Source organism: Peribacillus sp. FSL M8-0224, assembly GCF_038003055.1.
Lineage (GTDB): Bacteria > Bacillota > Bacilli > Bacillales > DSM-1321 > Peribacillus > Peribacillus frigoritolerans.
The window spans coordinates 5096133-5116158 of sequence record NZ_JBBOOJ010000001.1; the positions used below are offsets into that span (position 1 = coordinate 5096133).

The window sequence follows — 20026 nt, forward strand, 5'->3', positions numbered from 1 at the left end:
AACGACTATCGAGTTTATGGAACGGCCAAGCTTCGTCCGGGCCGACCGCTCCTTTAATGATTTTATTCTAAAGCTGCTGCACCGCCGACAATCTCTGTAATTTCTTGAGTGATCGCTGCCTGACGTGCACGGTTATATTGTAATGAAAGTGAGTCGATCAACTCTTTTGCATTATCGGTCGCATTTTTCATTGCAGTCATACGTGCAGAGTGCTCACTTGCTTTACCATCTAATAAAGCACCATAAATCAAACTTTCTGCGTATTGAGGCAGTAATACCTCAAGGATTTCTTCTGCATTCGGTTCAAATTCATAAGAAGTCAATGTTGCATTGGAAGTATTGAAGTCAGCTAACGGAAGGACTTGCTTTTCCGTTACCTCCTGCTGGATTGGGCTGACATAATGGTTATAGTACATATAAAGCTCATCACACAGCTCATTCAGATATAAATTCACTGTTGATTTTGCAAGGGAGCTAATGTCAGCGAAAGACGGCTGATCAGGAACCCCAATTACTTCAAGCTCTACGTGCATGTTACGGCTGACAAAGAAATCACGGCCAACCCTTCCGATTGCGATAATGACGAACTCATCATTGGATTTATGGCGTTCAAGAATGGTTTTATGAACGTGGCGAAGTATACTACTATTGTATGCCCCAGCCAATCCACGGTCCGATGTGATTACCAAGTAACCGGTTTTCTTAACTGGACGTGAAGTAAGCATTGGATGAGATGCATCCGTGCTTCCGTTCGCAATACTGGATACCACTTCTTGAATTTTTTCCATATATGGAACATATGCTTTAGCATTAGCTTCCGCACGGTTCATTTTAGAAGCAGATACCATCTGCATCGCTTTTGTAATTTGACTCGTCTTTTTCGTTGAAGTAATCCGAGACTTAATATCGCGTAAAGAGGCCATTCATTCTCACCACCCTTTATAAATTAGTTAGACCTTATTATTCGGAAATAACGAAGTTCTTTTTGAATTCGTTAATTGCAGCAACGATAGCAGCGTCTTCAGGAAGACCTTTTGTTGTGCGAATGTGATCTAATAATTCCGGATGAGAACGATCTAGGAACACATAGTACTCTTCTTCAAAACGAAGGATATCCGATACTGGAATATCATCTAAATGACCTTTAGTCAATGCATAGAAAATCATGACTTGTTTTTCTACTTTGATCGGTTTGTTTAGATCTTGCTTAAGGACTTCAACTGTACGAGCACCACGGTTAAGTTTTGCTTGTGTAGCAGCATCAAGGTCAGAACCGAATTGAGAGAATGCTTCCAATTCACGGTATGAAGCCAAGTCAAGACGTAATGTACCGGCAACTTTTTTCATCGCTTTAATTTGTGCAGATCCACCAACACGGGATACGGATAGACCAGCGTTAATCGCAGGACGTACACCTGAGAAGAACAAATCGGATTGTAAGAAGATTTGTCCATCAGTGATGGAAATTACGTTTGTTGGAATGTAAGCAGAGATGTCGCCTGCTTGTGTTTCAACAAATGGAAGCGCAGTGATTGAACCGGCACCTAAAGTGTCATTCAATTTTGCTGCACGCTCAAGTAAACGGGAGTGCAAGTAGAATACATCCCCTGGGAATGCTTCACGACCTGGCGGACGGCGAAGTAGCAAGGAAAGTTCACGGTATGCAGATGCTTGTTTAGAAAGATCATCATAAACCACAAGAACGTGCTTGCCGGCGAACATGAACTCTTCACCCATAGTCACACCAGCATATGGAGCTAGGTATAAAAGTGGTGCTGGTTGAGAAGCTGATGCAGATACAACGATTGTGTAATCCAAAGCACCATTTTTACGTAGTGTTTCAACAGTTCCACGAACCGTTGATTCTTTTTGACCGATAGCGACATAGATACAGATCATATCTTGGTCAGCTTGGTTAAGAATTGTATCGATTGCAACTGATGTTTTACCAGTTTGACGGTCACCGATGATTAACTCACGTTGTCCACGACCGATTGGAACCAATGCATCGATTGCTTTAATACCTGTTTGTAAAGGTTCATGTACTGATTTACGGTCCATTACACCTGTTGCAGGGCTTTCGATTGGACGAGTTTTTGTCGTAGCGATCGGGCCAAGGCCATCTAATGGTTGTCCAAGCGGATTCACGACACGTCCGATTAATTCTTCTCCAACTGGCACTTCCATGATACGGCCAGTACGGCGTACTTCACTGCCTTCTTTAATGTCTCTGAATGGTCCAAGAATAACAACACCTACGTTATTTTGCTCTAGGTTTTGTGCTAATCCCATTGACCCATTGGAAAATTCTAAGAGCTCCCCAGACATTGCATTATCTAAACCATGAACGCGTGCGATACCATCACCAACAGTGATAACCGTACCAACATCGCTTACTTTAATTTCCGACTGATAGTTTTCAATCTGCTTTTTAATCAGCGCACTGATTTCTTCAGCTTTGATGCTCATGAATTTCACCCCTATCTGTGAATATTAACCTAATAGTTGTTTGCTAAGGCGATCTAACTTACCGCTAATCGTCCCGTCATAAATGCGGTTACCGATTTGTAATTTGATGCCGCCAAGGATATTGCTATCCGTAATATTAGTGATGCGTAAATTTCTTTTGCCGATTTTTGCTGCAAAAGATGAAGACACAGCTTCCACTTCCGTTTCAGTCAATGGACGTACTGTATAGACCGTTGCATCAGCTACTGAGTTTTCTTCATTCGCAAGTTCAATGAACTCTTGTGCCATTGCTGTCACTTCATCTGTACGATGACGCTCCACCATCAGCATCACAGTGTTTTGAACGGAAGAAGAAAGGCTTGCAAATGCATTTGCAATCAAAGCGCCTTTTGCATCTTTAGTCATTTTAGGATGAGCCAGGAAGCTTAATAGCTCATTATCTTTTGTAAAAACTTCATTCACTATGCGAAGCTCTTCTTCAAGTTGGTTAATGAGATTTTGCTCTTTCGCAATTTGGAAAAGGGCAACGGCATAACGCTTTGCTACTGTTATATCGCTCATTTCCCTTCTCCTGCCTCTTGAATGTAGTCATTAATCAATTGCTCTTGATCTGCTTCGGATAGTTCTTTTTCTATTACTTTAGAAGCAATGAGTACGGATAAAGATGCCACTTGCTCGCGTAATGCCGTAATGGCTTTTTCTTTTTCCTGTACGATTTCACGCTTAGCTGTTTCTTTGACGCGTTCAGCTTCAAGACGTGCTTGATTTACGATCTCTTCACGCTGTGCTTCACCTTGAAGTTTTGCGTTTTCTATAAGTTGTCCCGCTTCAGTGCGAGATTGTTTTACGATTTCACGTTGTTCTTCTAAATATTTAAGTGCTTCTTGTCTGCTAGCTTCAGCTGCTTGAATTTCATTTGCAACATGTTCTTCACGTTGAGTCATGATGCCCATTAGAGGACCCCATGCAAATTTCTTCAGCAACGCTAACAAAATGATAAACATTACTAATTGGTATAACATGTCTCCGCCATTAAAGCCAGAAGACGTTGACCCAAGTACAAAGCTGCTTGTTAACACGCTTGGTTCACTCCCTTCACGAGTTTCACTTCTTAAAGCGTTCATTATATGAACTTTAGAAAACTATGCTCTTAAACTGTATAAAAACAGGATTGTGGACATAAAGGAAAGGCGAAGGTTCACATGGAACGAACTTCGCCATTTTTGAACTTTTTGAAGGTTCTATTAACCACCATATACCATAAACGCAATTACTACCGCGATGATAGGCATCGCCTCAACTAAACCTACCCCGATGAACATTGTTGTTTGAAGCATACCGCGAGCTTCTGGTTGACGAGCGATACCTTCTACTGTTCTTGAAACGATAAGACCATTACCAATACCTGCACCTAGTGCTGCCAAACCAATTGCAATTGCTGCTGCAAGAAGACCTACTGAACCTGTCATTATAAATATCCTCCTTAGATTGTATCAAAATTTATTATTTTTTTAGTTCTAAATGAACTTATAATTAATGGTCGTCACTGACTTTATGAGACAGATAAACCATTGTTAACGTGACAAAGATAAACGCTTGGATACTACCGACGAAAATACTATAGCCTTGCCATACTAATGTAGGCACAATTGCACCAATAAATCCGGCAGCTCCACTAAATGCCAGGGTGCCCGCTAATAGACTCAGCAAAACTTCACCAGCATAAATGTTACCATATAGACGCAGACCAAGTGTCAAGGAGTTTGTAAATTCCTCTACAAGTGTCATTGGGTTTTTATAAGCTTTAAAGTAACCCTTGGCGCCTTTCATTTTTATAGCATAATAATGCGTTAAACCTAAAACCATGACTGCAAGAGTCAATGTGATAACTGGGTCGGCTGTTGGTGATTTCCACCAAAGCACTCCATCGTAACTAATTGCAAACGGAAGACCTAGCATATTGGACACAAAAATGTACATTAGCAAAGTCATACCAAGCAGTTGAAACTGACCACCTGTTCTCCAGTCCATGTTACTATTAATAATACCCTTAACGAAATCCATAATCCATTCCATGAAATTCTGCATGCCGGTTGGCTTCATGGCAAGCTTACGTGTACCAAGCACAGCAAGTATGAACACAACTAGACTGGCAACTGTAATCATTAGGACGTTACTCAAGTTAAAGGTAAGACCCATAAATTCTTGTAAGGGTGCTTCATGATTCAACTATATTCACCTCTCTTCCCCGCTATCGACGTATTAATTGGATGAAAAAATCTATAAAAATGACAATATAAGCTGTCATTAATCCCCATACAACACTTATCAGATGAAAATGCTCCGGAAATTCCAATGCAATGAGTACCGCTAGACCTGCGGATGCCATTCGTGTCATCGTCCCAAGAGATTTCGTTTTCTTTCCTTCATCGAGCGCCTGACTGAACTTTTTCATTTTCTGATTGATCAGCCATAAATTGTATAAACTCAAACTCGTACCCAGTATAAGCCCAGCAAAAACGGCTTGATAACTCGTAAGTCCCCATCCAACAACATAAACCGCCAGAAGAAAAATTATATATTTACTCTGCCTGTTGAACATGATTTTCATTTCTGGCATTTTTCATTTAATCTCCTGAGAAATATTTTCGTACTGAATGAAGCATTGCTTGTAAACCTAGCAAGTCCACAAAGAAGGCCAATTACTAATAGCAGCGGTTCGAATCTTAGGTTCTGACGAGTAAAAGAAGATACCGAACAAAACTGATCCGACTATTTGAGAAAGAATCGCTGACATCAAAGTCATAGCCATTTTAGACGGCGATCATTTGACGCAAGTTGCATCCTCGCGGTTGAATTTGGTGGAGGATAGAAAACATTTCATGCTGTAAAAATCTGCATGCCGGGCTCCTGAAAACCCTCTCATTTTACATCCTTTGTTAGCATACAATAGGCTAGAATCATTGTCAATGAGTGGTTAGTGAAATTTGTCACAGGTTTGTAATTATTAACGAATTGTTCACAAATTATCTTTTTTATACTATTGACATCCATTTTATTTTACTTATTGTCCTCTCTTCACTCGATAAGTAACGTCTTTTCTATCCGATCTTCCCTTCCGCCCCTTCTTGCAAAGATTATCGCCTTATATATTCCTTTAGGCGGCAAGTCCTCTTTCAATACATCTTTTTTGATCAAACCGGAAGGAGCAGATCTGGACCAATCCAAATATCCAGCGAATTTCAAGCTATCTTCCTCATAAAGGGCAATTCCGAATTCTTCAGCCCCGCGCGGAAGATACATTTCGTATCGATATGTGCCTTCCTGGTCCCCTTGACCAAAATCAAATCCCATTATCCTTGGATAATCAGGCTCTTCTTTTACATATAAATAAGGAAGGGATATTCTTTTGGTTCCTTCCATTATAATGAGGTATCCATCAAAGACTCCTTTTTTAAGCTCGGCTGGGTTGACCTGCAATCCGACTTTTATCCGTTTCTTTTCCTTCGGTTTCAAAGTAAGGGATTTCGGCAATTCCCAAGTAAGCCCCGTCTCTTTTAATGGGACCATGAATGAGTACTTCCTCATTTCCGTTCCGGTATTTTCTATGACTATCGTTTCATGATGCTCTTCAATTCCCTCTTTTTTTGTATACATCCCAAAGGACAATGAGCTTGGATTCAAGAGCGTGTCCGCTTTTAACGCTTCGTCGACCTGGATGCGTCCAGCCCCCTGTTCATATGTGTGATACAATTGATACGCTGTTTTCCTCAATGGCTTGGAAGTGCTCATCAATGCAGATTTCACTTGGTCAGGAGTCCATTCCGGGTGTTTTTGCAGGATTAAGGCGCATGCACCTGCAACATGCGGTGCGGACATACTTGTTCCATCCAGGGACATATATCCTTTAGGAATGGTGCTTTCAATTTCCACTCCCGGTGCCAATACGTCAGGCTTTATTCCCCACGATACGGTTACCGGTCCCCTGGAGCTAAAATCCGCGAGCCTATCCTGCTCGTTCTTATAAACAAATTGAACGGTTTTGCTCTGCCCTTGCTCCATGATTTGCTTGAGCTGCAATCCATCTCTTCTATTAATAGAAGCAGCTGGGATGTTCATTTCTTTTTCCAAGCTTCCAGTAAAGCTCCCGCTCGTATTATTAAAAACAATTACCCCCTTCGCACCTGCCTTTTCTGCATTGGATACTTTCTGCTGGAAGGTAAGTGTGCCACGTTCCATCAATACAATCTTATCCCGAACATTCTTCAGGTCCTTTTCATTACCCAGTCCCCCATATATGACATCCTCGGAAAACGTCAGGTTCCATTTTTTAGAGCCTTGAAACAAGGTTAAATGCGATTGATGCTTTTTTGATCCAAGTCCGTAAATCATATACGGAACCCTTAAGGGGGGAGTCGAGGCCCCAACGGAAATCGCTTTTTCCGCTGTTCCGGGTGAACCGACGGTCCATACAGCCGGACCGGAATTCCCGTTTGATGTCACGGCAACGATGCCGCTTTCCACAGCCTTATTCAACGCAAGGGAGATGGGTAAATCAGGACCATTGACGTTATTGCCTAGAGAGAGGTTCAATACATCCACCTTATCCTTCATGGCTGTCTCAATGGCCGTCAATACTTGATCTGTATCTCCAGAACCGCCTGGCCCCAAAGCTCGATATGCGTAAATCTCCGCTTCAGGTGCGACGCCTTTCATTTTTCCATTGGCTGCAATGATGCCTGCCACATGAGTGCCATGCAATGTATCCAGGTCGCCTTGATTTTTGGTTTCCATCGGATCTGCATCACCGTCAACCAGATCCTTACCTCCTTTATAAGCTCGTTGCAAATCGGGATGTGTATAATCGATGCCAGTATCGATTATCCCTACCTTTATCCCTTTCCCGGTGATCCGGTGATTCTCCTTATCAAAGAAACCCCTGACCCTGTCTCCTCCTATGTATGGGACACTTTTATCCAACACGGCTTGATAAACGGATACTTCCGTTACGGCCTGAATTCCCCCCTCCTTTTTAAGTTGTTCTATTTCTTTCATTTTCCCGTGAAGGGAAAATCCATCCAGGGCAACCGAATAAACATTCCGTAATTGAAGAGATGGATATTTTTCAAGCAGTTTTTCGATCTTTTTTCGATTAAACGCCTTATCCATCGTGACAACAACCGTTACTTCCTTAGATTCAGATAGTTTTGGTAAAGGCGGCAAAATGACTTTTGCGAAGCCCTTTTCATTTTGATAAATAAATATAAAAAGGAAAACAAACACTATGAACGTTTTCTTTCCCAACATAATCATCCCCTTAGCAGTTATCTTTTCTCAACAACCTTGGAGTATGCAAATAAAAAAAGGAAAAGCGCATAGCTTTTCCTTTTTTATGGTTCAAATCTAGTTGGCGGCATATTCACTTGCTTAAAATAGTACCGGATCGCTTCAGCTATGCGGACTGAAGCATTTCCGTCCCCATATGGATTTGAAGCTTTGGACATTTTTTCGTGCACCTCTTGATCGGTGAGCAATTCATGTGCCAAATCATATATGGTTTGTTCATCAGTACCAGCCAATCTTAAGGTTCCGGCCGCAATCCCCTCAGGACGTTCGGTCGTATCCCTTAAAACCAGGACGGGTACACCAAGTGACGGTGCCTCTTCCTGGATTCCTCCAGAATCAGTCAAAATCAGATAGGCTCTAGAAGCGAAGTTATGGAAATCCAATACATCCAGCGGTTCGATCAAATGAACCCGTGGATCGTCCCCGAGAACTTCGTTTGCCAATTCTTGAACAAGCGGATTTAAATGAACAGGATATACCACTTGAACATCATCATGCTCAACAATGATTCTCTTAACGGCCCTGAAGATATTCCTCATGGGTTCCCCTAGATTTTCCCTCCGATGGGCAGTAAGCAAAATGAGCCTGTCTTCTCCAAGGTCATTTAAAACCGGATGGGAATATGTCGGCCTTACAGTCGTTTTTAAAGCATCCGTTGCCGTATTTCCCGTCACGAAGATATTATGCTTCTTGTTTTCGTTCAACAGATTCTCCTCGGCTTTTGAAGTCGGCGCAAAATGCAAATCCGCCATCGTACCCGTAAGCTGTCGATTCATCTCTTCGGGATAGGGGGAATACTTATTCCATGTGCGCAGCCCCGCTTCTACATGCCCAATGACAATTTGATTATAAAAAGCTGCCAGACTGGCGACAAACGTTGTGGTTGTATCACCATGAACGAGAACAATATCTGGTTTAGCTTCCTTCATTACGGAATCAAGACCATTTAATGCTCTTGTTGTAATGTCAGCAAGCGTTTGCCTTTCCTTCATTATGTCCAAGTCATAGTCCGGCTGTATGGAAAATAGTTCGAGAACTTGATCTAACATTTGGCGATGCTGAGCCGTAACAGCAACGATCGGCTTGAAATATTCTGGGTGTTTTTGAAATTCGAGTACTAAGGGAGCCATTTTGACAGCTTCTGGTCTCGTCCCGAAAATGGTCATGACTTTAATCGGTTTGTTCATTCGTGACACCTCAGTTTCTTTCCTTATTTTGTGCCGAATAAACGATCTCCTGCGTCTCCAAGACCTGGAACGATATAACCATGTTCATTCAGTTTTTCGTCAAGACCCGCAATATAGATATCAACATCAGGATGAGCTTCTTTTAAAGCTTCTACACCTTCTGGAGCTGCAATCAAACACATGAATTTAATATTGACTGCACCGCGCTTTTTAATGGAATGGATCGCTTCGATGGCTGATCCGCCAGTGGCTAGCATCGGGTCAACGACAATGCATTCCCTTTCTGCCAAGTCACTTGGCATCTTCGCATAATATTCAACCGGTTTCAATGTTTCAGGATCACGGTAAAGTCCAACATGTCCAACCTTTGCAGCAGGAATCAGCTTAATGATTCCGTCCACCATCCCTATGCCTGCACGTAAAATCGGGACGATCCCCACTTTTTTACCAGAAAGCATTTTCACTTTCGCTGTGCTTACAGGCGTTTGGATTTCCACTTCTTCCAGCGGCATATCCCTCGTGATTTCAAATGCCATCAATGATGCAACTTCATCCACTAGTTCACGGAATTCTTTTGTTCCTGTATTTATATCACGTATATAGGCTAATTTGTGTTGAATTAACGGGTGATCGAAAACATAAACTTTTCCCATTTGGCATCTCTCCAATTCCATTGCTTAGTTTTGCGCTTTTTTATGATTTCCCTAATCGAATAGAAAAATTTTCGTGTCTTTTAAAATTCACTTCAACCTATTTTACAGAAAAATGTTTCAATCTTCAATAAAGGTTTAGATGTCAGACCTATTTTCACTATTCGGATTCTTCTAACACACTGACCTTCCATAAATGCAAAAAAACCGCTCCCTTTAAAGGGAGCGGCTCCGATATTACAATGAAGGATACAATCCAAATTTGTTCGCTAATGATTCAACACGCTGTTTTGCTTCTTCAAGCTTAGCTGCGTCTTCATTATTTTTCAATACAAGTCCGATGATAGCAGCTATTTCATCCATGTCTTCCAATCCGAAGCCACGTGATGTCACTGCCGCAGTCCCAATACGTATACCGCTGGTAACGAAAGGTTTTTCCGGGTCATAAGGAATCGCATTTTTGTTCACGGTAATACCGATTTCATCCAAAACATGCTCTGCGATTTTTCCCGTTAATCCTGTAGAGCGCACATCAAGAAGAATCAAGTGATTGTCCGTTCCATCAGAAACAAGAGTGAACCCTTCTTTCTTCAAACCTTCACCCAAACGTTTAGCATTGTCGATGATTTGTTTGGCATATACTTTAAAATCATCTTGAAGCGCTTCGCCGAATGCAACAGCCTTAGCTGATATAACATGCATCAAAGGACCGCCTTGAATTCCAGGGAAGATGGATTTATCGATCTTCTTACCGAATTCCTCTTTACAGATGATCATCCCACCGCGTGGTCCGCGAAGTGTTTTATGAGTAGTTGTCGTTACAAAGTCAGCATAAGGAATTGGACTTTGATGTAATCCAGCCGCAACTAAACCTGCAATATGCGCCATGTCGACCATTAAATATGCCCCGACTTCATCCGCAATTTCACGAAATCGCTTGAAGTCGATTTCCCGTGGATATGCACTTGCACCCGCTACGATCAATTTAGGTTTGTGTTGACGCGCTTTTTCCAATACATCATTGTAATCGATACGGTGATCTTTTTCGTCTACACCATATTCAACAAAATTGTAGTTAACACCACTGAAGTTTACTGGACTTCCATGTGTTAAGTGACCACCATGCGAAAGGTTCATCCCAAGCACTGTGTCGCCGGTTTGAAGCACTGTAAAGTAAACGGCCATATTGGCTTGAGCTCCAGAGTGAGGCTGTACGTTCACATACTCGCCTCCGAAAATTTCTTTCGCACGCTCACGCGCTAGATCTTCAACGATGTCTACATACTCACATCCGCCATAGTAACGTTTTCCAGGGTATCCTTCTGCATACTTATTAGTCAAGACCGACCCTTGCGCTTCCATGACAGCTTCACTCACGAAGTTTTCAGAAGCAATAAGCTCAATTTTACTTCTTTGACGCCCTAATTCCAGTTGAATTGCGTTAAACACTTGCTCATCTTGCTTTGCTAAACGATTCATTCCGTAATTCCTCCTCAAATTGTGCGTGATTCGCTTTTTAGTATTTATGTGCAACATGCCTTCAAAAAGCATGAAAAAGCCTTACCAATAATTATTAGAAAATTCTACTCCATTTTAACATGTCTAATTTAGAAGTGATAGTCTAATTTTATCGAACATTAAATGTTTTTTTATTTAAAAATGTTCGTATTTAACATCAAAATTGTGATAAATAGCTCTTTCACCCTATATTCCATGAGCGAAATCACCATTCTATTAGCACTATTAAAGAAAGTTTTTTCTTCTAAGCCATACCTTGAGCTTTACGATTTTGCCCGCCTCAATTAAAAAACAGCATTCCCCATCCGAGAAATGCTGTCTTACTTACCCATTAAGTACAACTCTTGTTTTCAGAGAGGTCCCGATAAACTGCACGCTCCCCGCCAATCAGTTTCGGACGGGTTTTGGCCATGGTCACATGTGCATGTCCTATTTCTTTAATGGCAGAGCGAATCGGAACCGCAACATGCTTCAGATGCATACCAATGAATGTGTCTCCAATATCTATCCCCGCATCCGCTTTGATATGTTCAACGACGACTGCATCTTTCCATTGCTGATAGGCGTACGTCGCCATCGATCCCCCAGCTGTTCTTACAGGAACGACCGAAACTTCTTCATAACCATAACGAATCGCGGTTTCCCTTTGTAAAACCAAGGCCCTGTTTAGATGCTCACAACATTGAAATGCAACCTGAACACCCGTTTTTCCTTGAAAATCCCTCACAACGGAAAAAATCATCCCAGCAACATCGAGCGTCCCGTCAGTACCGATCCTTTTCCCGATCACTTCACTTGTACTGCAGCCGATAACCAGTAGCTGTTTCTCTTTTAAAGCCGTCTGTTCTTGGAACTCATATAAAAGTTCCCGAAACTGGTTTTCCCATATCTCCAGCTCATTTGAAAATGTAGCATCACTTGTCATGAAAACGCATCCTTTCAATAAGAAAACTTGCTATCGGAACTCTCCAAAAACCATAAGAATTAGCTGTGCTTACCTTCGTACTCCGCAATCTTACCGATCCTGTTTTGATGGCGCCCGCCCTCAAATTCCGAAGTCAGCCACGTTTGGGCAATTTCCCTGGCAAGACCCGGACCAATGACACGTTCCCCCATCGCTAACATATTGGTATCATTATGCTGACGGGTCAATTTCGCACTATAGACATCATGAACCAATGCACATCGTATTCCTTTGACCTTATTGGCAGCAATGCTCATTCCGATTCCAGTTCCACAGATTAAAATGCCCCGATCGAACTCACCCCGTGCCACTTTTTCAGCAACCGGCAAGGCATAATCAGGATAATCCACCGACGTACTGCATTCACAGCCAAAGTCCTCAAATGGAATCTGTAACTCATTCAATAAATTCTTTATTTCTTCACGGATATGTATACCACCATGATCCGAAGCAATCGCAACTTTCATCATAATCCTCCTCTAGCTTTTTCATTTGATTTTATTGTGTCACAAAATTATGAAAAGATAAAGGATGTCCATCACTTCCCCGCAAAGAAGCAGGAAACCAACTCTGGTTTCCTGCTAGCGGGTAATGGTCCTGTTCAACTTTTCCGCTTTCACTTTAAGTTCCATTGCGGATTTTCCGACATTTCCCATGACTATCCCTTGTTCGTTTGTGACAGCCGTCACTTCTTCCGCTCCAGCAGATGCTTATTCTGCAATAGCAGCCACTTCTTGGGACTGCCTTGATCCTATACCAAGCTTAGTAATATCTTTTACTCCAGCGGCCACATTATGTACCCCAGTTCAATTTTTAAGCCTTTTGACTAATTCATCTATCAATTCCTGCAGCTCCCTGAACGTTTCCCGATAAATGCCTTCAGAACCGCCGAACGGATCCATTATGTCTCTATCATATTTATCGCCGAGAATGAATTCTTTTAAAGTAAACGTCTTATCGATCATTTGGGGGTATGAACGGGTAATGGCCGATTTATGCCCTTCCGTCATGGTGAAGATATGAGTCGCCCACTCCATTTCATTCGCGGACAAAGGCGTTGAATGATGATTATGCACTATGTCATTTTCAACCAATACATTTTTAGCATGCATCGAAGCATCCTGACCTGTTGAAGCATACACGCCTGCGGACTTCACTTCAACACCCGCAATATTCTTGTTTTTCAATATCGCTTCTGCCATCGGGCTTCGGCATGTGTTACCTGTACATACAAATAATACTCGGATCATTTTAACGCCTCCTTTTTATTCATTATAAGCTATCGCCCGTTTATTATAGTCAAAAAATCACTGTCATTGTGTCCGAAGAAAAATAAAAACCGCCCCGTTAATCGGAACAGTTGAGGAAGGAATGATATGAATTCAGGCGGATCAAAAAGAGAACAATAATTTCAATCCAAACGCACACAGGATGCTTCCGCCTAGAATCTCACTATACACGCCAAGCAAACCCTGCATTTTTCTACCCAGTAAAAGCCCCGCCCACGTTAATAGAGTGGCGGCAAACCCAAAACAAAGAACGGTTAAAATCGTTTTGGCACCGTAAATCCCCAGAGTCAACCCTACCGAGAAGCTATCCAGGCTTACCCCTAAAGCAAAAATGATTAAACCTTTCCCGACAGGAGCCAGCATCTTATTTTGCATGGCACCAGCTCCATCCTTTTTACCAGGAATAAACATCTGTATACCCAGAATGATCAACAAGAGACCGCCGGCGTATGTAGCGAAGGTCCCGAATTTTTCTGAAATGAAACGGCCTGCCCCCATTCCAAGCAAGGGCATCCAAATATGAAAAATGCCTACTGTCAAACCTATAAACAGAATTTGCCTCAACCTTAGCTTAAACATTCCCATTCCAAGGCCCACTGAAAAGGCATCCATTCCCAATGCGAAGGCCATTAGCAATAAGGTGATGATTTCTCCAGCAAATGTATTCATTCCAATCCCCCTCGGACGTGCCTACTACATGTTATGCATGTCCGAAAAGAAATAGAAGGATAAATCAGTCCTTATTACACATGTTCCTTGATGATTTGATGACCTGCAGCCTTCTCAAGCCGGTTCATGACCGCAGCCCCTATTCCATGGTCAGGAAACATTTCACTAAAAATGACATCGACCTCCAGCTCGTCAAACTGTCTTAAGGCATCATATAAGCCTGTCGCAACTGTATGTAAATCGGCTAATGAACCTGGGACAACCACATAATCCGCCTTATAATCCTGTTGATGTTCATAAGCCGTAATGATGCCCACCTTTAACCCGTCACTTCTTTTTTCATCCACAAGCTTCTGAAGGAAAGCTTGATTACCCTTGACTAAAAATAGAGGGGCCTTCGGTGCATAGTGGGTATATTTCATGCCCGGGGCTTTTGGCGCCGTTTCCTGATTCTTCAAAGCGACATCTTGCCTGACTTCCCCTATTACCGCTTCCAGCTGTTCCAGGGTCACCCCGCCAGGCCTTAAAATAACAGGAACTTCCACAGTGCAATCCAGTACTGTGGATTCCACGCCCACACCTGTATTCCCGCCATCGACTATACCTGCAATCCGGCCCATCAAGTCATCTTCAACATGTTTTGCTGAAGTGGGGCTTGGTTTACCGGAAGTATTTGCACTTGGAGCCGCAATGGGCAAATCACTCGCACGAATAAGGCCAAGGGCAACCTGGTGATCCGGCATCCTGACAGCCACCGTGTCCAATCCAGCTGTCACAAGATTCGATAGCTGGCCCGGTTTTCGTTTCATGATCAAAGTCAAAGGACCCGGCCAAAATTCTGCCATTAACTTCCGGGCCTGTTCCGGAATCTCTTCTACAATACCTGACAACTGGTCATCCGAGGCTATATGAACGATTAAAGGATTATCACTCGGACGCCCCTTTGCTTCGAACACTTTTTTGACCGCCTCGTCATTTTTGGCATTCGCGCCGAGTCCATAAACGGTCTCCGTAGGAAAAGCAACCACTTGATTAGCCTTTAATAATTCAGCTGATTGTGTAATCTGGGGATAACTTTGTAAATTATCCACATTTTTATCCACTGACCAAATTTTCGTTTTCATTTTGAACACCATCGCCTTTTAACATTTCTTATTTTATATAATCGCTTTAATATGAACGGTATTTTCAACTTAACGTACGAATTCCGCTTAAAAGATACTTTGAAAGTATAAAAGAAGTATACACATAATTCAAGTGTTATCCACAAATTGGGGATAACCACATCGAATCCGTGGATAAGTTTGTGGATATTAATAATTAATGACAGACTTTTTTGATTTTTTGTTAATAACCCTGTGGATAAGTTTTTAAAATTATCTGAATTTAAAGAAGAGGGACTCAGCCCCCTCCTTAAAATAGATCATTGAAGATTTCTGCAAACAAGGACTTCACTTCCACCTCGGGCTCCTTTTCCCCTTCATATAATTGTTGACCTTTTTCATTGGATGCCGCAAGTTCAACCTTGTTTTCTTCAACTTTCCCTTCAATGACTTCCTCTGTCACCTGTTCCTTATCTTTCACTACCGCCACTTCTTCTTTTACCTCTGGCTCTACAACCTCTTCTTTTACCGTTACTTCCGGTGCTTCCTCTTTTACGCTCTCCACGATTACCTCTTCTTCAACTACTTCTTCCGGCCCTTTTTCCTTTTCAGCCAGCCCTTCTTCTTCAACCACTTCCTCCGCAACAAGTTCACTCTCTTCATTCGTTGCAGCATACGCCTTTCCTTCCGAAGTCAATGACCCTTCCCCTTCATCCTCGACAATCGGACTTTGACTTACAGCCGTCCCATTTGAAAAATCCAAGAAACACAATGGGGGAAATAACACACACCACCAATTAGCGCCGTCCCCTTCACCAAGCGTGATAATCACTGCTTCATATTCCCCTGCCGGATATAAATACTGCCCGTACAGTTTTGTCGGAAATTCAGCTTGTCCAAAATCCACTTTCACCGACTGCTCCAAACCTTGTTCCTTTATTACCGCCTCAGCCGTCGCCTGGATATCCGGCAGATGCGAGGTGATCACATCCCTCGCTTCATCCAAAGAAGTAAGCTCCGCCACCCACTTAGTGATATCTTCATTTACCTTATCCCTAATCAGCCGTTTAACCGCTTGATCCTCCTCTGCATCACTATTGGCGAGTATCCGCAGCCGAATCGCCTCATCCGGGATTACCTTCGTATCTTCTGCACCGACCATCTCTGCTTTAGGCATATATATACTTACGATCGTTCCTATAGTTAAGATTAATAGATAAATAATGGCTAAATGTTTAGTTTTCATCGCCTTCGCCCCCTCACATGAATTAGTCTCACCATTTTCCAGCTATCTTAAACTAGTAAAAACAAAAAAAGTTGATAGCTGGAAATATAGATTCCAAAGGATTAGTGAGGGTGCTGTCCCTAAAAAAACCGTCTCACATAAGGGAGACGGATCATTTTAATTCAGCAAAGACCATTCGATCTTTTTCATTAATGTCATTTATGATGGATACTTCCGCGGCAGGAAAGGTTCGCTTCAATAAATCTGCAACCGCCGCACCCTGCCCTGCACCCACTTCAAAACCGATCAGTCCAGGCACCTTCATGACCAAAGGTAGCTGTTCCATAAAGCGGCGGTAAAAATCCAGCCCATCGAGACCGGCAAACAACGCACGATGTGGTTCATGACCAGTCACGACCACTGACATGGATTTATGATCATCTTCTGGTATATATGGCGGATTCGATAAAAGGATGTCCACCTTCTCGTTCATATTCATGAACGGCGAAAGCAAATCACCTTGCATGAACTCCACTTCGGCACCAAGTGATTCGGCATTTTTCCGCGCCACCTCAAGCGATGGTTCCGCTATGTCCGTGGCCGTCACCATCAGGTTTGATTTTTCAAGTTTCATCGTTATGGCAATTGCGCCGCTGCCAGTCCCAATATCAGCTAAACGGAGCTTCTGTCCCTCCATAAAAATGGCCGGGAGTTTACGTAATGTATAATAAATCAATTCTTCTGTTTCCGGTCTCGGTATGAGCACTTCTTCATTCACAAAAAAGGTCCGTCCATAAAATTCTTCACTGCCGATTATATATTGGATGGGCGTCCCCTCAGCATGCAGCTCAATAGCGTCCTTAAATTGCCCAAAATCCGCTTCACTAAGCTCATCATGGAGGTTGGCCAGCATTTGGGAGCGAGTTTGTTTTAAAAAGTGCTGTAACAGGATTTCCCCAGCATTGGCATCACGATCATTTTCCTTTAAAAAAGAAGAAGCCCATTTAAGGGCTTCAAACACTTTCACGGCAGAATTACTCATCTGCATTTTCCAGCCTTGAAGATTGGTCTTCCATGATTAATGCATCAACGACTTCATCCAGTTTACCTTCCATGATTTGATCCAGTTTTTGAATCGTTAAACCAATGCGGTGGTCGGTAACGCGGTTTTGCGGGAAGTTATAAGTGCGAATCCTTTCAGATCGATCGCCCGTTCCAACGGCCAGCTTCCTATTTTGATCATATTCCGCCTGTATTTCGCGATTGATTTTATCGAACACCCTGGCACGCAAAACCTTCATTGCTTTTTCTTTGTTCTTGATTTGTGATTTTTCATCTTGACAGGATACAACCGTATTAGTCGGAATATGAGTCAAGCGCACCGCTGACATTGTCGTATTGACACTTTGCCCTCCAGGACCGCTTGATGCAAAGGTATCGACACGAATATCCTTATCATGGATTTCAACTTCCACTTCCTCAGCTTCAGGTAAAACGGCAACCGTGGCTGTGGATGTATGAATCCGCCCGCCTGATTCCGTTTCAGGTACTCGCTGAACGCGATGGGCTCCATTTTCGAATTTCAACTTTGAATAAGCGCCATTGCCATTTATCATGAATATGATTTCCTTGTAGCCGCCAAGCCCAGTAGGATTAGCTTCAATTACTTCAGTCCGCCAGCCCTGCACCTCGGCAAAACGGCTATACATCCGGTATAGACTGCCTGCAAATAAGGCCGCCTCATCTCCGCCAGCCGCTCCGCGGATCTCCATGATTACGTTTTTATCATCGTTGGGGTCTTTAGGAATAAGCAATATTTTCAGCTTATCCTCAAGGCCTTGTATGGTCTCTTCAAGTTCATTGATCTCTTCTTTTACCATTTCACGCATTTCCGCATCAAGTTTCTCCTCCAGCATCGCCTTCGCTTCCTGAAGTTGCTCACGAACCGCTTTATATTCTTTATAAGTCGATGCGGTCTCTTGAATGCTGGATTGCTCCTTGGAATATTCCCTTAGCTTCTTGGAGTCATTAATGATCTCCGGGTCACTTAATAGTTCATTCAATCTTTCATATCTATCTTCTACTGCTTGCAAACGATCAAACAAATTATTCACCTCATAAATTTTCCAAAACATCTGAAACGAATTGGAAGTAATCCATCTTTTATTACTATAAATAAGTAGCTCAGTGCCCCAGCTCAGTTCACTTCTAGGTTAATTATAGTATAGGTGAATAATCAACGTCAAAGAGATTCAAAAATGTCGTGCGTTACTTGTTTAATTCGACATCTACATTATATTGAGGCACAACCCTGTTTATCATGCCTTGTATTCGCTGCATTTCCTTATTTCTTTCTTTTTCGGTCTTGATTTTGCCTTTATCATGGACCGTAACGTGTATGGTATTTCCATTAAACCAAACGGAACCGGCCTCATAATCAGTTTCCGATTCGATCACCCCGCGGATTTCATCAATTTGCTGCCCCATGGATGGAGAATTATTGGATGTATGATGCGGTGTGTTGAGGACCTGATCTGATGGTCGTTCCGCTTCATTATCCCAATCATTATTGGATACTTGATTTAACCCATTGCCAACCCTGCCATCCCGGGATTGATCTCCATATTCCGAATCATTATTTATTGCATTGTCATTTTGACCGCATGCCGTTAGTGCAGCAAGCAGAAAGGCCGTCATAATAAGCAGTTTTGATTTCATATTTTTTCCCTCCATTTTGACTGGTTAAGAAGAACATTTCCTCGTTAGCCTACCCAAAATGGGGCAATATTTATCTTTTATTTCCCTTCCATGTATTGGTCAGGCCACCTAATAACTCGATAGTCTTTTCCACTTTTCCCCATAAAAAAAGCACCCTGTGATCTCATTGGATCATAGGGCACCATCATTCAAATATGTTCTTTAATCCCGACAGCCTGCTTACCCGGAACTTCGTGATGATGGCGGCAGCGGGGCTCGTACGATTCCGATGCACCCACAAGGATGATCGGCTCATCATAGGAGGCCGGCTCCCCATCTATCAAGCGCTGTGTCCTGCTCGCAGGTGATCCGCATACTTCACACACTGCCTGCAGCTTAGTCACCGATTCTGCAAGCGATAATAGAACAGGCATAGGACCGAATGGTTCACCTCTGAAATCTTGATCGAGTCCAGCCATAATCACTCGATAACCGCTGTCCGCAAGATGCTGGGCAACCCCGATAATTTCATGATCAAAAAATTGCACTTCATCTATTGCAATGATATCCAGGGGCTTGTCCAAATACTTAAAAATATCCGTTGAATGGGCAATCGGTTTTGCCATCACAGAAGAGCCATTGTGTGATACGACAGCCTCTTCCGCATAGCGATTATCAATAGCTGGTTTAAATACAGCTATCTGCTCTTTAGCAAATTGAGCACGGCTGACTCGTTTAATCAATTCTTCAGATTTACCTGAAAACATGCTTCCGCAAATAAGCTCGATCCAGCCTGTTTGTTTCATTACATACATGGAAACAGCTACTCCCTTCCACCTGTCGATCCATTGGCCATAATTGAAGTCGACCTGGCTTTGTATAAATTCTTACTTGTTTATGGAAAAGAAA

At 42.6% G+C, this 20026-nt stretch carries 21 protein-coding genes; all 21 read right to left on the bottom strand.

The window, feature by feature from the left end:
• Nucleotides 1–62 precede the first annotated feature (62 nt).
• Entirely contained in the window at nucleotides 63–923 is an 861-nt protein-coding gene (locus MKX49_RS24790) for a F0F1 ATP synthase subunit gamma (protein WP_048685846.1), read from the bottom strand.
• Between the two features lie 37 nt (nucleotides 924–960).
• The gene (gene atpA, locus MKX49_RS24795) at nucleotides 961–2469 is read right to left on the bottom strand and encodes a F0F1 ATP synthase subunit alpha (protein WP_048685849.1); all 1509 of its coding nucleotides are present in this window, start codon (nucleotides 2467–2469) and stop codon (nucleotides 961–963) included.
• Between the two features lie 24 nt (nucleotides 2470–2493).
• Nucleotides 2494–3030, bottom strand: a complete 537-nt coding sequence (locus MKX49_RS24800) for a F0F1 ATP synthase subunit delta (RefSeq protein ID WP_063595715.1) — start codon at nucleotides 3028–3030, stop codon at nucleotides 2494–2496.
• Nucleotides 3027–3548, bottom strand: coding sequence for a F0F1 ATP synthase subunit B (gene atpF, locus MKX49_RS24805; RefSeq protein WP_249594538.1), 522 nt, complete (start codon nucleotides 3546–3548; stop codon nucleotides 3027–3029). The genes MKX49_RS24800 and atpF overlap by 4 nt, the downstream gene beginning before the upstream one ends.
• A gap of 165 nt (nucleotides 3549–3713) precedes the next feature.
• Nucleotides 3714–3938 carry a F0F1 ATP synthase subunit C gene (gene atpE, locus MKX49_RS24810; RefSeq protein WP_048685857.1) on the bottom strand — a complete coding sequence of 75 codons (225 nt, stop codon included), beginning with the start codon at nucleotides 3936–3938 and terminating at the stop codon, nucleotides 3714–3716.
• A 64-nt stretch (nucleotides 3939–4002) separates the two neighbouring features.
• The gene (atpB, locus tag MKX49_RS24815; RefSeq protein ID WP_048685858.1) at nucleotides 4003–4698 is read right to left on the bottom strand and encodes a F0F1 ATP synthase subunit A; all 696 of its coding nucleotides are present in this window, start codon (nucleotides 4696–4698) and stop codon (nucleotides 4003–4005) included.
• Nucleotides 4699–4720: 22 nt separating this feature from the next.
• Nucleotides 4721–5089, bottom strand: coding sequence for an ATP synthase subunit I (locus MKX49_RS24820; protein ID WP_048685860.1), 369 nt, complete (start codon nucleotides 5087–5089; stop codon nucleotides 4721–4723).
• A gap of 458 nt (nucleotides 5090–5547) precedes the next feature.
• Nucleotides 5548–7776, bottom strand: coding sequence for a S8 family serine peptidase (locus MKX49_RS24825; protein ID WP_289351364.1), 2229 nt, complete (start codon nucleotides 7774–7776; stop codon nucleotides 5548–5550).
• An 83-nt stretch (nucleotides 7777–7859) separates the two neighbouring features.
• Nucleotides 7860–9002, bottom strand: coding sequence for a non-hydrolyzing UDP-N-acetylglucosamine 2-epimerase (gene wecB / locus MKX49_RS24830; protein ID WP_340878148.1), 1143 nt, complete (start codon nucleotides 9000–9002; stop codon nucleotides 7860–7862).
• Between the two features lie 23 nt (nucleotides 9003–9025).
• Nucleotides 9026–9655 carry a uracil phosphoribosyltransferase gene (gene upp / locus MKX49_RS24835; protein WP_034315825.1) on the bottom strand — a complete coding sequence of 210 codons (630 nt, stop codon included), beginning with the start codon at nucleotides 9653–9655 and terminating at the stop codon, nucleotides 9026–9028.
• A gap of 234 nt (nucleotides 9656–9889) precedes the next feature.
• Complete coding sequence (gene glyA, locus MKX49_RS24840) at nucleotides 9890–11131, bottom strand: serine hydroxymethyltransferase (RefSeq protein WP_340878150.1); 1242 nt, start codon at nucleotides 11129–11131, stop codon at nucleotides 9890–9892.
• A 370-nt stretch (nucleotides 11132–11501) separates the two neighbouring features.
• Entirely contained in the window at nucleotides 11502–12095 is a 594-nt protein-coding gene (locus MKX49_RS24845) for a TIGR01440 family protein (RefSeq protein WP_251541601.1), read from the bottom strand.
• Between the two features lie 59 nt (nucleotides 12096–12154).
• Nucleotides 12155–12601 (bottom strand): ribose 5-phosphate isomerase B, encoded by a 447-nt coding sequence (rpiB, locus tag MKX49_RS24850; RefSeq protein ID WP_034315832.1) that lies wholly within the window; start codon nucleotides 12599–12601, stop codon nucleotides 12155–12157.
• Between the two features lie 339 nt (nucleotides 12602–12940).
• Nucleotides 12941–13384: a low molecular weight protein arginine phosphatase gene (locus tag MKX49_RS24855; protein ID WP_340878151.1), complete on the bottom strand. Its 444-nt coding sequence runs from the start codon at nucleotides 13382–13384 to the stop codon at nucleotides 12941–12943.
• A gap of 141 nt (nucleotides 13385–13525) precedes the next feature.
• Nucleotides 13526–14092: a manganese efflux pump MntP gene (locus MKX49_RS24860; RefSeq protein ID WP_048685870.1), complete on the bottom strand. Its 567-nt coding sequence runs from the start codon at nucleotides 14090–14092 to the stop codon at nucleotides 13526–13528.
• Between the two features lie 74 nt (nucleotides 14093–14166).
• Entirely contained in the window at nucleotides 14167–15216 is a 1050-nt protein-coding gene (locus MKX49_RS24865; RefSeq protein WP_034315839.1) for an L-threonylcarbamoyladenylate synthase, read from the bottom strand.
• A gap of 289 nt (nucleotides 15217–15505) precedes the next feature.
• Nucleotides 15506–16441 (bottom strand): stage II sporulation protein R, encoded by a 936-nt coding sequence (gene spoIIR / locus MKX49_RS24870; protein ID WP_340878152.1) that lies wholly within the window; start codon nucleotides 16439–16441, stop codon nucleotides 15506–15508.
• A 151-nt stretch (nucleotides 16442–16592) separates the two neighbouring features.
• On the bottom strand, nucleotides 16593–17462 hold the full coding sequence (prmC, locus tag MKX49_RS24875; RefSeq protein ID WP_340878154.1) for a peptide chain release factor N(5)-glutamine methyltransferase: 870 nt from the start codon (nucleotides 17460–17462) through the stop codon (nucleotides 16593–16595).
• Nucleotides 17455–18525: a peptide chain release factor 1 gene (prfA, locus tag MKX49_RS24880; protein ID WP_202313896.1), complete on the bottom strand. Its 1071-nt coding sequence runs from the start codon at nucleotides 18523–18525 to the stop codon at nucleotides 17455–17457. The genes prmC and prfA overlap by 8 nt, the downstream gene beginning before the upstream one ends.
• Before the next feature lie 163 nt (nucleotides 18526–18688).
• On the bottom strand, nucleotides 18689–19138 hold the full coding sequence (locus MKX49_RS24885; protein ID WP_251541608.1) for a hypothetical protein: 450 nt from the start codon (nucleotides 19136–19138) through the stop codon (nucleotides 18689–18691).
• Nucleotides 19139–19326: 188 nt separating this feature from the next.
• On the bottom strand, nucleotides 19327–19932 hold the full coding sequence (locus MKX49_RS24890) for a thymidine kinase (RefSeq protein ID WP_034315845.1): 606 nt from the start codon (nucleotides 19930–19932) through the stop codon (nucleotides 19327–19329).
• Nucleotides 19933–20026 lie beyond the last annotated feature (94 nt).